Origin of the sequence: Snodgrassella sp. ESL0304 (genome assembly GCF_013344995.1) — a bacterium.
GTDB lineage: Bacteria > Pseudomonadota > Gammaproteobacteria > Burkholderiales > Neisseriaceae > Snodgrassella > Snodgrassella alvi.
On record NZ_JAAEDR010000017.1, the window covers coordinates 1 to 13,272 of the forward strand.

The window sequence follows — 13,272 nt, forward strand, 5'->3', positions numbered from 1 at the left end:
TATCCACCTCTTCTGCTTCCGGTATCACTTCTTTATCTACCGCTGTGAGCCGTGTCAGTGATATGGCCAATGTGAATGGTAATATCAGTACACTGAGCAGCTCTGTTGCTGATTTAAAATCTGATGCGCTGCAATGGAAAAAGAATACCGATGGTTCCGGTGCCTATGATGCCAGCCATGGTACCAATCAGGCGCAGAAGATTACCAATGTGGCAGACGGTCAGCTGATAAATGGTTCTACTGATGCGGTTAATGCCGGTCAGCTTTATCAGGTATCTACTTCTTCTGCTTCCGGTATCACTTCTTTATCTACCGCTGCTCTTAGCACTACCGGTAAACTGAATACGGTAAGCAGCAATGTTTCTGCTTTACAGTCTGATGCGCTGCAATGGAAAAACAATGCCGATGGCTCTGGTGCCTATGATGCCAGCCATGGTACTAATCAGGCGCAGAAGATTACTAATGTGGCTGCCGGTCAGCTGGCAGACAGTTCTACTGATGCAGTTAATGCCAGCCAGCTTTATCAGGTATCCACCTCTTCTGCTTCCGGTATCACTTCTTTATCTACCGCTGCTCTAAACACCACCGGTAAACTGAATACGGTAAGCAACAATGTTTCTGCTTTACAGTCTGATGCGCTGCAATGGAAAAAGAACATAGATGGTTCCGGTGCCTATGATGCCAGCCATGGTACCAATCAGGCGCAGAAAATTACCAATGTGGCTGCTGGTCAGCTGGAAAACGGTTCTACTGATGCGGTTAATGCCGGTCAGCTTTATCAGTTATCCACCTCTTCTTCTACCAGCTTTAACTCATTGTCTACCATTGTGAGCCGTGTCAGTGATATGACCAATGTAAATGGTAATATCAGCACACTGAGCAGCTCTGTTGCTGATTTACAGTCTGATGCGCTGCAATGGAAAAATAATGTCAATGGCTCTGGTGCCTATGATGCCAGCCATGGTACTAATCAGGCGCAGAAGATTACTAATGTGGCTGCCGGTCAGCTGGCAGACAATTCTACTGATGCAGTCAATGCCAGCCAGCTTTATCAGGTATCTACTTCTTCTGCTAGTGGTATCACTTCTTTATCCACTGTTGCTCTAAGCACTACCGGTAAACTGAATACGGTAAGCAACGATGTCTCAGCTTTAAAATCTGATGCATTGCAGTGGAAAAGTAATGTAGACGGTAGCGGAGCTTATGATGCCAGTCACGGAACTAATCGTGCGCAGAAAATCACCAATATTGCTGCCGGTCATATAGATGAATACTCTACTGAGGCAGTCAATGCTGCTCAGTTTTATCAGCTATCTACTTCTTCATCTACCGGACTGAGTACATTATCATCCACTTTAAATCGTGCTGGTGATCTGACGAATGTTAACAGTAATATCAGTACATTAACTACTAAAGTGAATGATTTGGTTATTGATGCTCTGCAATGGCATGGAAATGCAGATGGTTCTGGTTTTTACGATGCCAGTCACGGAACCAACCGTGCGCAGAGAATCACCAATATTGCCGCCGGTCAGGTTAATGAACATTCTACTGATGCGGTCAATGCTGCCCAGCTCTACAGCTTATCCACAACGACTTCAACCAGTCTGAGTAATCTGAATGAGGCGGTAGCCACTACTGGTAATATTGCCAATATCTCTCATAATGTCAATGTCTTAAATGACCATGTAAGCACTCTGCTCAGTGGCGCGCTGCAATGGAAAAGTAATGCTGATGGCTCAGGCTTTTATGATGCCAGCCACGCAACAAATAATCCGCAGAAAATCAGCAATGTAGCAGCCGGTGTACTGGATGAGCATTCTACTGATGCAGTCAATGCCGCTCAGCTCTACAGCTTGTCTACAATCACTTCGACCAGTCTGAGTAATCTGAATGAAGCAGTAGCTACTACTGGTAATATTTCTACTGTTGCCAGCAATGTTTATATCCTGAATAATCAAGTTAGTTCTCTGCTTAGTAATGCGTTGCAATGGCATGAAAATGCTGATGGTTCTGGTTTTTACGATGCCAGCCATGGAACATCCAGTCCTCAGAAAATCAGTAATTTAGCGGCCGGTGTACTGGATGAGCATTCTACTGATGCGGTTAATGCCGCTCAGCTCTACAGCTTGTCTACAACCACTTCAACCAGTCTGAGTAATCTGAACGCAGCGGTGGCCAATACAGGTAATGTTACCAACATCACTAACAATGTTACTCAGCTAATGGCTGATGCCCTGCAATGGAAAAAAAATACCGATGGCTCAGGTGTTTATGATGCCAGCCATGGCACCACTCAGGCGCAGAAGATTACTAATGTGGCTGCCGGTCAGCTGGAAGACGGCTCTACTGATGCGGTTAATGCCAGTCAGCTTTATCAGTTATCCACCTCTTCTGCTACCAGCTTCAGCTCACTGTCTACTGTTGTAAGCCGTGCCGGTGATCTGACCAATATCAATGGTAGTATCAGTACACTAAGCAGCTCTGTTGCTGATTTACAGTCTGATGCGCTGCAATGGAAAAAGAACACCGATGGTACTGGTGCCTATGATGCCAGCCATGGTACCACTCAGGCGCAGAAGATTACTAATGTGGCTGCCGGTCTGGTGGAAGACGGTTCTACTGATGCAGTTAATGCCAGCCAGCTTTATCAGGTATCCACCTCTTCTGCTTCCGGTATCACTTCTTTATCTACCGCTGCTCTAAACACCACCGGTAAACTGAATACGGTAAGCAGCAATGTTTCTGATTTACAGTCTGATGCGCTGCAATGGAAAAACAATACCAATGGCTCTGGTGCTTATGATGCCAGCCATGGTACTAATCAGGCGCAGAAGATTACTAATGTGGCTGCCGGTCAGCTAGAAAACGGCTCTACTGATGCAGTTAATGCCGGTCAGCTCTATCAGTTATCCACCTCTTCTGCTACCAGCTTCAGCTCACTGTCTACTGTTGTAAGCCGTGCCGGTGATCTGACCAATATCAATGGTAATATCAGTACAGCAAACAGCAATATCGCTGCTTTACAGTCTGATGCGCTGCAATGGAAAAAGAATGTCAATGGTAACGGCGGCTTTTACGATGCCAGCCATGGCACCAGTCAGGCGCAGAAAATTACCAATGTGGCTGCCGGTCAGCTGGAAAACGGTTCTACTGATGCAGTCAATGCCGATCAGCTCTATCAGTTATCCACCTCTTCTGCTACCAGCTTCAGCTCACTGTCTACTGTTGTAAGCCGTGCCGGTGATCTGACCAATATCAATGGTAATATCAGTACAGCAAACAGCAATATCACTGACTTACAGTCTGATGCGCTGCAATGGAAAAACAATACCGATGGCTCTGGTGCCTATGATGCCAGCCATGGTACCAGTCAGGCTCAGAAGATTACCAATGTAGCTAACGGTGATCTGACGTATAACTCTACCGATGCTGTAAATGGCAGCCAGTTATCTACTACTAATTCTAATCTGAGTATCGTTTCCAGCTCAGTACACAAAGTGAACGATACAGTAAACAAACTGGAAAAAGACAGCTTGCAATGGGTACAGGAAGAGAATGGCAACAGTTATTATGATGCCAGCCATGGTGTTACCAATGCCCGGTATCGAATTACCAATGTTGCAAACGGTTCACTGGCACCTGATTCATCAGATGTAGTGAATGGCAGCCAGCTATATACTACAAATTCTAGTATTAATGCTGTATCCACTTCGGTAAATTCAGTAACTGCTGCTGTAACCAGACTGCAGGACAATACTCTGCAATGGAATGGATCTGCCTACGATGCCGGCCATGGTTCTACTATGGCGCAGAAAATCACCCGCGTAGCCGAAGCTGATTTAGCCCCGGATTCTACTGATGCAGTCAATGGCAGTCAGCTAAATCAGACTAATTCGAGGGTAGGCAGCTTAAGCTCTACAGTGGCGAATCTGAATGATAGCCTGAATAAGACCAATACGCGGATTAACAGTATTGCTGAATCCACTTCCAGAATTTCCGATAATTTGTCTTCTGCTACAGATAGAATCAATACTCTGGATCAGAATGCCCTGCAAATAAATGGTGAAAATTATGATGCAAACTACAAAAAAATCACCAATATTACAGGCGGAAAAATTGAACTGGGTTCAAATGAGGCAGTAACAGGCGGTCAGCTGTTTACCACCAATGATAAACTCAACACCGTTTCCTCCTCTGTAGGTAATCTGACTGGCAGACTGAATGGTGCTATTGATCGTCTGGATACAGTTTCCGGCGCAACAGCTACGCTGTCGACCAGCTTAGCAGAGGTTAACACCAGCATCAGTGACCTGCGACGCGATGCACTGGGTTGGAATGGTAATGCTTATGATGCCAGCCATAGTTCCGGCACTGCCCAGAAGATTACCAATGTAGCAAACGGTACAGTGAGCAATAGTTCTACCGATGCCGTCAATGGCAGCCAGCTGTATAATCTGTCCACCTCGCTGAGCAACAGTCTTTCCACTGTGACTGCCGGTAACAATACCGGACTCTCTACTACCAACAGTAATGTCTCTACTTTGTCTAGTAGTCTGAGTTCTGCGGTGAATAACATCAGTAATCTGCAACGCGATGCGCTGCAATGGAATGGTAATGCTTATGATGCCAGCCATGGCTCCGGCGCTGCCCAGAAGATTACTAACGTGGCCAACGGTACACTTAGCAGTGGCTCTACCGATGCTGTTAACGGTGACCAGCTGTATAATCTGTCCACTTCACTGAGCAGCAGTCTCTCCACTGTGACTGCCGGTAACAATACCGGACTCTCCACTACCAACAGTAATGTCTCTACTTTGTCTAGTAGTCTGAGTTCTGCGGTGAATAACATCAGTAATCTGCAACGCGATGCGCTGCAATGGAATGGTAATGCTTATGATGCCAGCCATGGCTCCGGCGCTGCCCAGAAGATTACTAACGTGGCCAACGGTACACTTAGCAGTGGCTCTACCGATGCTGTTAACGGTGACCAGCTGTATAATCTGTCCACCTCACTGAGCAGCAATCTTTCCACTGTGACTGCCGGTAACAATACCGGACTCTCCACTACCAACAGTAATGTCTCTACTTTGTCTAGTAGTCTGAGTTCTGCGGTGAATAACATCAGTAATCTGCAACGCGACGCACTGCAATGGAATGGTAATGCTTATGACGCCAGCCATGGCTCCGGCGCTGCCCAGAAGATTACTAACGTAGCCAACGGTACACTTAGCAGTGGCTCTACCGATGCCGTTAACGGTGACCAGCTGTATAATCTGTCCACTTCACTGAGCAGCAGTCTCTCCACTGTGACTGCCGGTAACAATACCGGACTCTCTACTACCAACAGTAATGTCTCTACTTTGTCTAGTAGTCTGAGTTCTGCGGTGAATAACATCAGTAATCTGCAACGCGATGCGCTGCAATGGAATGGTAATGCTTATGATGCCAGCCATGGTTCCGGCGCTGCCCAGAAGATTACTAACGTAGCCAACGGTACACTTAGCAGTGGCTCTACCGATGCCGTTAACGGTGACCAGCTGTATAATCTGTCCACCTCACTGAGCAGTAGTCTTTCCACTGCGACTGCCGGTAACAATACCGGGCTCTCTACTACCAACAGTAATATCTCTACTTTGTCTAGTAGTCTGAGCTCGGCGGTCAATAACATCAGTAATCTGCAACGCGATGCGCTGCAATGGAATGGTAATGCTTATGATGCCAGTCATGGTTCCGGCGCTGCCCAGAAGATTACCAACGTGGCTGCCGGTCAGCTGGCAGACGGTTCTACTGATGCAGTCAATGCCGGACAGTTATACAGTATTTCGTCTTCCATCATTAGCAGTGTATCAAGCTCAGTTGATCAGGTAGTTACTGAGAGCAGGACAACGATAGAAACGATGAACAAAGATATCAAAGCTGCTCAGGATGATATTAAAACTGCTCAGGATGATATTAAGACCTCAAAACGTTTGATTGACGAATTGCAGAAGAACTCAGTGCATTTTGACGATGGTACAACAGCCTTCTCAAATCAGCTGACTCGTGAAGCAAGCAACGAAAGAACCATTAGTGGAGTTGCAGACGGACGAGTAGACGCAACGTCTAATCAGGCAGTAAATGGTCGTCAGCTCTATTCGCTGTCCACTTCCACCTCAACCAGTCTGTCCAGCCTGCAGGATCAGCTTCACCTTGCTTCCGGCACCATACCGGCAGGAATATCCACAACATTGAGCTCATTACAGCTTAATGCCCTGCAATGGAACGGTTCAGCTTACGATGCCAGCCATGGCTCCGGCACTGCCCAGAAAATTACCAATGTTGCTTCTGGTGATACAGGCCAGAATTCAACAGAGGCAGTGAATGGCAGCCAGCTGTGGCAAATGAAAAATGAATGGAAACAGGATTTACAAAGTCTTTCCAGCTCAGTGGATAGCAAGCTGGCACAAAACGGTGGCGGCGGTAATGCTTCTGCGATCAATGAAGCAACTGAAAAAGCCAACCAGGCTATTTCTGATACCCAGAAACTGTCTGCTTCAACAGCTGATGCCCTGTCTGCAGTAGCAGCCAGCCTGGGCGGTAATGCCAGCTACAACCCGCTCACCAGAGCCGGCACAGGTGGTTTCACTGCACCAAGCTATACAACCAGCAATGCTGATGGTACTGCGGTAACAGCCAATAATGTAGGCGATGCCATTAACAATCTGTATAACGGCGGCAGCAAATATGCAAAAGTTAATTCCACTCAGGCTGTGGCTTCAGCAAGCGGAAGTGATGCTATTGCTGTAGGCGGTGCAGCAGCTGCCAGTGGTAAGGCTGCTGTAGCTATTGGTTCACAAGCAGCAGCCAGTGCAGAAAACGGCGTAGCTATTGGTAATCATGCCAGCGTTACTCAGAATGGCGGAATTGCGCTGGGTGCCAACTCTGTGGCCAATACGGCAGCAGGTATTAATGGCTACATTCCGGTTAGTGCCACAGCACAACAGGCAAGAGCCATTCAGGCAACCACCAGCACTCAGGCCGCTGTGTCTGTGGGTGACGCCGCCAATGGTGTTTACCGTCAGATTACAGGTGTCGCTGCAGGTACTGCCGACACTGATGCAGTCAATGTGGCACAGCTGAAAGGTGTTAATGCCCGCATGGAAAATATCAACCGCTACGTCAATGATGTTAACGACCGCGTACATCGTGTAGAACGGCGTGCCTATTCCGGTACTGCTCTGGCCATGGCACTGTCTGGTGCTTATCTGCCGCAGTTAAATGCCGGTGAACAGACAGTAGGTGTAGGCATGGGTTCATATCATGGTTATGCTGCAGTTGGTATTAACTACAAAGCCACAAACAATACCGGTAAGTTCTCATGGGGTGCAGGTGTCTCCACTACCGGACGTGAAACCGGCTTTAATGCAGGTATAGGCTATAAGTGGTAATCATCAGATAAATAGCTTCAAAATCGGGCATACACTGGTATGCCCGATTTTTTTGCTGAAAATAACAAATTAAAGCACTGAGAAATTACATTATCCTGATACTGAAGACTGAATGATGAAATACCAGTTTTTTTAGTTATATCAATTCGCTTCTAATACCAATAAAACAACACTTTAAAAATAAAACTGTTAACCATTAAACAAAAAATATTGCAAATACACTAAATCGAAGAATATGCAGCCGGTTCCTGTATATTACCCATTTATATTATTCAATAGTCATCACAGCCTGTTCAGCGAATATGGCTACAGCTCAAGATATTCTGTCCTGTAAACAATAAGTAATTACATAATCGTCTGCTTAATCTCGCATTTATCATAAAAATATGCAAAATATATAATAGCCGGCAATACATGCCAAAAAAATAAAAACTGGCTTTTCAGTCATAAAACAGACTTAATAATCCGGATAAACAAACCATTTTTACCCGGAATGAAAATGCATATCAGATAACTCATACATATATATGAGTCAATAATTGACAGTTCCCTGCTTTAGCGGCAAGATAAAGACGTTACGTTCAATAGCGTAACCAGCTTTGACAGGCTGAACAAAGAGGCAGACTTTTTGCTACTTACAAAAAAGTAGCGTTGGTCTGTAAAAACCCATTGCCACCGCTTTTTTTCATGGTGGACAGTGGCAGGGAGGCTTTACGCCTACCGGTATACTCTTTGTCGGTCTGTCAACCCTGCCATTTGTCTGCCGCCATCTGTGTTTAACAGCACACTTGCGGTCTCATGATTAAAGAGAAGGGCAATGATATGAACATCTACAAAGCAAATCTCCCCTTTCAGAAACCACAATCTAACCTGTTTGCCCAAAAACTACTGACAATCAGGTGTCGTCCTGATACACAGATATACTACATACTTCATACAATTACTCATTCAGCATAAAATACAAAGGGAGAATAAACAATGAAACTTCTTGCGCCTGACAAGAATGCGCTATCCACAGCATTGCACGACAACCTACAACTGCAATACCCCTTTGCACTTTATTATATACAACAAACTACATCACTCGGCAGCCAATGGCATAACGAACCAGAGGAAATTACCGAATATACAGCCTATATCCTGTCACCCTATATCATCAAAGCCGACTCAGACTGGCAGGATAGCGGGTTGCTGGTTTTCAAGCCCTGTAACAGCATCATCAGTGCCGAAACCCTGGTATTTTCATTCTGCAAACAGCATAACTGGGAACCCCTGCTCTGGCAAGGGATAGAACCCATAGCACAACAAATATGGCAGGCAGTACACAGAACCTAATCATTTTCTGCTTATAGTAATTTCACCATAGGCGACTATTTTCGATAACTGTTTATTCATACCACCAAACCAGCCCGAACAGTTTTCTACTTCAAACTAACACATACCAATTAAAGTACTATCCGGAATCTGTTCCGGCTGATCATTTCCATAACCAGCGCTATCACAACCACAAGCTTAATTTAACATTACTTAACTTATATATCAATAGTTTGCCTACACCACAACAGCAAATAATTTAGAAATTCTTCCATCAGTTTTCCGGTTGGTAACGACCAGATTAAGATTGATAACGGCTGAAACCATTTCCAGCCGGCGTTTTCAGCTTTTTTAATCTATATATTTATTAATAAAGGATATATTCAATTGTCAATTTAGATTTGTTATTTATAAGACACTTTTACGGACAACCTCAAAAAATTACTGTTATTTGCACCACAATAAATAACAATAAACACCAGTAAAAAACATAATTTAATTATTTTCTAACATTGGTAAAAGGAGTATATTGATAATCCTTATCAATTGATATGCAGTCATATCTGATTCAATTTGTCTCAATATGAATAAAATAGGGAAATTATAAAATGCTGTTACAAAAAATTGCTATCGCCAGTGCCGCTCTTGTATCAATGGCAGCCTTTGCTCAGGAATACCCCATGGGCAAACCTATTATTAAAAACGGAATGGAAATTTCCGGTGTATATCTGCCGCCTATTACTATGGACACTGATGGCATGGATCACAGTAATATGCATTTGCCGGCCAGCAAATCCGACGTGCACATGGAAGCCGATATTCATGCAACAGAAGGTAATCCTAACGGCTTTGCCGAAGGAGACTGGATTCCCAATCTGAATATAGAATACTCCATTACCAAACTGACTAAAGGCAAATTCGAACATTCAGGTAAATTCATGTCTATGGTTGCCAATGATGGTCCCCACTATGGTGACAACATCAAACTGAATGGTCTGGGCAAATATCGTGTTACCTACCGTATCTCCCCACCAACAGCCAACCAGATGGCTCGCCATATTGACAAAGAAACCGGCGTAGCTCCATGGTTCAAACCATTTGAAGTCAGCTGGGATTTTGATTATGCCGGTGTAGGCCGCAAAGGCAGCTATTAATCGCATTTAGCTGGCTGTGATCAGGGATTATTCTAGCTTCAACTGGCTGAATAATCCCTTATTACATTATTACTGCCACAACACCTTTCACTGTAAGAATATCTGTTATGAAAAAATTTCTTCTTATCTTATTGGGTTTATGCAGTCTTATGTTTTCATTTTCAGCCATTGCTGACGATAAAGTCACCCTGGAACTGAAAATGAAAGATGGTGATCTGATTCCCCTGACCCTCAATGCACCGGCCAACAAAATTATTCGCATTAAGGTTACCAATATTGGCAAAGGTCCCGTCGAGTTTGAAAGTACCCAGCTGGTCAAAGAAAAAGTACTCGCCCCGGGTGCTTCATCAGTGGTCGTCATCGCCCCGAAAAAACCCGGTACCTATATCTTTTTCGATGACTTTCATCTGAATAAGCCCAAAGGGCAGTTAATAGTAAAATAAAAGCAGGAAATACAATGGGACAAACAATTTTTGTCGTCTGGCGTGAATGTTTCGAAGCATTACTGGTTGTCGGCATTATTTATGCATGGATTAAACGTAATCCTGACAATAGCCATGGTATGCGTTATTTGTTTGGCGGTGTCGGGCTTGGTGTACTGATTTCTGTCATACTGGCATTAATCATCAACGGTGTATTCAAAGCACTTACCGATGACCATCAAACCATGTTTATGATGGGCATGTCTGCTGTTGCCTGCATACTGATTGTGCAGATGGTGTACTGGATGAACAAACACGCCCGAAATATGAAATCATCCCTGGAACAGGAAATGGCACAACAGGTAGCCCGCAATTCATGGTGGGGAGCTCTGTTTATTATAGCCATTGCCATTGCCCGTGAAGGCAGTGAAATTGTCGTATTTCTGTCCGGCCAGATTATGCAGCTGAACAGTCAAAATTACTCCGGCTTCTGTCTCGCCGTACTTATCGGCATAGCAGTATCTGCCCTGACATTTTATGCTTTTATTCTAACCAGCCGCTTCATCCAATGGAAAAAGTTTTTTACCATAACCGGTATTGTCCTGTTATTTCTGGCCATTTCGTTATTGCTGAGAGCTGTTGAAGACGGTACCAATATGCTGCTGGAGCATGATGTATCAATTCCAGATTTCCTCATTAGCCCGGCATGGGATACATCACACTTTATTGACGATAGTGGTCTGATCGGCAGTTTTGCTTCCTCACTGTTTGCCTACCGCTCCCAGCCAATGTGGATTAGCGTCATTACTTTTGGTGTATTCTGGTTATTAATGGCTATATTGTTTTTAAGGAAAAAATCCAAATAAGGCAAAACCTGCTACATATCTGATTTACTTACTTTGGGCATGTGCCGGTTATTTCTTCAGCATATGATTTACCGGTACCATTCAATCATGATTTGATTGTTTTTATACAGCCTTATGCTTCTCTAGCATTACTGATAATTAGCTCAGGCTGAAAATCATGCCCCAGACATTTAACGCCCTTATCAACCATATCTGTTACTTGTTGCAATATGGTGAATACGAACAAAAGATATGTCACGTTTGTCCCCTGCTGTCACAATAAAAAGTAATCGGCGCAATGCTTCATCAGTTGCTACAATTGCACTGAAAAACCCTGTAACTATAAATTTCATCGGAACAGGTCTTTAAATCAATTAATTTTAAAATAAAACGAGATTTAGAATGGAACAAACCTTTTTTATTGTCTGGCGTGAATGCTTTGTAACACTGATTGTTGTCGGCGTTATTTACTCATGGATTAAGCATAATCCGGACAGCAAAAGCGGGATGCGCCATCTGTTTAGCGGCTTGATACTCGGTGTACTGTTTCTGGCAGCAATTATCGGTGGTGTGTTCAGATATATTCCCGAAAAAAATCAAAAAATGCTTATGATGAGCATATTGATATTGATTACTTTATTGACATTTTTAGTTGTATTTTTGATGTTTGAGTATATCCTGAGCATGGGATCAGCACAGGAACAGAAAAAAGCTCAACAGATGGCACGTTCATGGACAGCAGCCATGTTCATAGCAGCACTTACCATTGCCTGTGCAGGCAATGAAGTTATCTTATGGTTGTCCGGTCAGATCAGACAGCTGAATAATCCTGATTATACTAATTTATGCCTTACCGTAATTTCCGGCATTGCAGTATCTGCCCTGACATTTTATCCATTTGTTGTAATCAGCCGCCGCATGCAGTTGAAAAAATACCTTATCATAACCAGTATTATAATGTTAGTTCTGATTTTCCCCTCATATGTCAAAGCAGGTGTATATCTGTCGACACACAATGAACCCCTTCCTGATATTATGATGTGGCCGGCAGTGAAAATCTCACATTTTATTGACAATAGCTTTCTGTCCGACAGCTTTCCTGACTTAATTTCTGCCTATAATTCGCCGCCTGTATGGTTTAGCATCATTTCATTTGTTAGTTTCCTGCTATTAATCGCCATACAGCTCTTCTTAAGGAAAATTTTAAATGACACAGAATAAGTTCTGTACACTATTTATTATTTGCTCTTTACTGGTGCCTGCCATTGCTGTAGCACATGGTTTAAGGGCACCAATTATCAATGATTCTAATGCTGTAGTCGCAAAAGGGGATATTCCCACTCCGGAAAAATACCAGTCAGCAATTCGTAATTATCAGCAGGAAGTTGTACTGCAACTAAAAACCACTCAGCAATATCTTAATGCGATTGAGAATGCCTGCAAAAACGGACAGCTGCAACAGGCGCAACAAAATTATATCCGTGCCCATCAGAGTTACGAACAAGTACGGGTTATCGTTAAACTGTTTGGTAATGCCGACCAGAATATTAATTCGCGCGCTGATTATTATCTGCAAGGTACCGATGATCCGAATTTCAGCGGTTTTCACCGTTTAGAATATGATTTATTTAAACTCAAAGACCTACAGCAAGCACAGGCAGAAAACAGCAATCTGCAATATGAAATTATTGATTTACAAAAACGTGTAGCTGCCGATGATCTGGATATTGCCAAAATAGTTCAGTCAGCATCCGACTTTCTGGAAATGATTCTGCAAACCAAACTTGCCGGCAAAGAAAATCAGTATAGCCACAGTGATCTGGCCGATATCCATGCCAATGTAACCGGTTCAGCACAAATCATCCAGCATCTGCAGAGCTTTATTCCAGCAGAGCAGCGTAAAACACTGAATCATGGTTACCAGCAGATTTTTGCCATTCTGCAGCATTATCAACTGCCCCAGAACCAATTCCAAAGTTTCAGCCGGCTCAGCCAGACAGATCACGATATCCTGTACTCCTTACTAAGTACGCAGACAGCACGGCTGGCCCAGCTCAGGGCGCAACTAAATATACGTGTTTATTATAAATATCCTCATTAAGGTTCA

General features: G+C 43.9%; 8 protein-coding genes. 7 read left to right on the forward strand and 1 reads right to left on the reverse strand.

The features are described from left to right. The first annotated feature begins 62 nt into the window (after positions 1–62). The 5 genes from GYX91_RS09615 to GYX91_RS09635 all read left to right on the forward strand — a co-directional run bounded on the left by GYX91_RS09615 (position 63) and on the right by GYX91_RS09635 (position 11,186). Positions 63–7,430 (forward strand): YadA-like family protein, encoded by a 7,368-nt coding sequence (locus GYX91_RS09615; protein ID WP_238791337.1) that lies wholly within the window; start codon positions 63–65, stop codon positions 7,428–7,430. A gap of 978 nt (positions 7,431–8,408) precedes the next feature. Further along, on the forward strand, positions 8,409–8,765 hold the full coding sequence (locus GYX91_RS09620; protein ID WP_025331585.1) for a hypothetical protein: 357 nt from the start codon (positions 8,409–8,411) through the stop codon (positions 8,763–8,765). 587 nt (positions 8,766–9,352) lie between these two features. Beyond that, complete coding sequence (locus GYX91_RS09625; RefSeq protein WP_025331586.1) at positions 9,353–9,898, forward strand: iron transporter; 546 nt, start codon at positions 9,353–9,355, stop codon at positions 9,896–9,898. 107 nt (positions 9,899–10,005) lie between these two features. Next, the gene (locus tag GYX91_RS09630) at positions 10,006–10,341 is read left to right on the forward strand and encodes a cupredoxin domain-containing protein (RefSeq protein ID WP_025331587.1); all 336 of its coding nucleotides are present in this window, start codon (positions 10,006–10,008) and stop codon (positions 10,339–10,341) included. A gap of 14 nt (positions 10,342–10,355) precedes the next feature. Continuing rightward, positions 10,356–11,186, forward strand: coding sequence for an FTR1 family protein (locus tag GYX91_RS09635; RefSeq protein WP_084554700.1), 831 nt, complete (start codon positions 10,356–10,358; stop codon positions 11,184–11,186). 112 nt (positions 11,187–11,298) lie between these two features. On the opposite strand, the gene GYX91_RS11150 is transcribed toward GYX91_RS09635, so the two are convergent. Further along, entirely contained in the window at positions 11,299–11,424 is a 126-nt protein-coding gene (locus GYX91_RS11150; protein WP_255454444.1) for a hypothetical protein, read from the reverse strand. 143 nt (positions 11,425–11,567) lie between these two features. Between GYX91_RS11150 and GYX91_RS09640 the strand changes: the two genes are divergently transcribed. Both GYX91_RS09640 and GYX91_RS09645 read left to right on the forward strand, forming a co-directional pair. Continuing rightward, the gene (locus GYX91_RS09640; RefSeq protein ID WP_084565282.1) at positions 11,568–12,386 is read left to right on the forward strand and encodes an FTR1 family protein; all 819 of its coding nucleotides are present in this window, start codon (positions 11,568–11,570) and stop codon (positions 12,384–12,386) included. Then, complete coding sequence (locus GYX91_RS09645) at positions 12,373–13,266, forward strand: EfeM/EfeO family lipoprotein (RefSeq protein ID WP_025331590.1); 894 nt, start codon at positions 12,373–12,375, stop codon at positions 13,264–13,266. The genes GYX91_RS09640 and GYX91_RS09645 overlap by 14 nt, the downstream gene beginning before the upstream one ends. The last annotated feature ends 6 nt before the right edge of the window (positions 13,267–13,272 follow it).

Coding starts and splice junctions, on each gene's coding strand:
- GYX91_RS09635 (WP_084554700.1), top strand. CDS start 10,356: ATGGGACAAACAATTTTTGTCGTCTGGCGTGAATGTTTCGAAGCATTA.
- GYX91_RS09615 (WP_238791337.1), top strand. CDS start 63: ATGGCCAATGTGAATGGTAATATCAGTACACTGAGCAGCTCTGTTGCT.
- GYX91_RS09630 (WP_025331587.1), top strand. CDS start 10,006: ATGAAAAAATTTCTTCTTATCTTATTGGGTTTATGCAGTCTTATGTTT.
- GYX91_RS09640 (WP_084565282.1), top strand. CDS start 11,568: ATGGAACAAACCTTTTTTATTGTCTGGCGTGAATGCTTTGTAACACTG.
- GYX91_RS09620 (WP_025331585.1), top strand. CDS start 8,409: ATGAAACTTCTTGCGCCTGACAAGAATGCGCTATCCACAGCATTGCAC.
- GYX91_RS09645 (WP_025331590.1), top strand. CDS start 12,373: ATGACACAGAATAAGTTCTGTACACTATTTATTATTTGCTCTTTACTG.
- GYX91_RS09625 (WP_025331586.1), top strand. CDS start 9,353: ATGCTGTTACAAAAAATTGCTATCGCCAGTGCCGCTCTTGTATCAATG.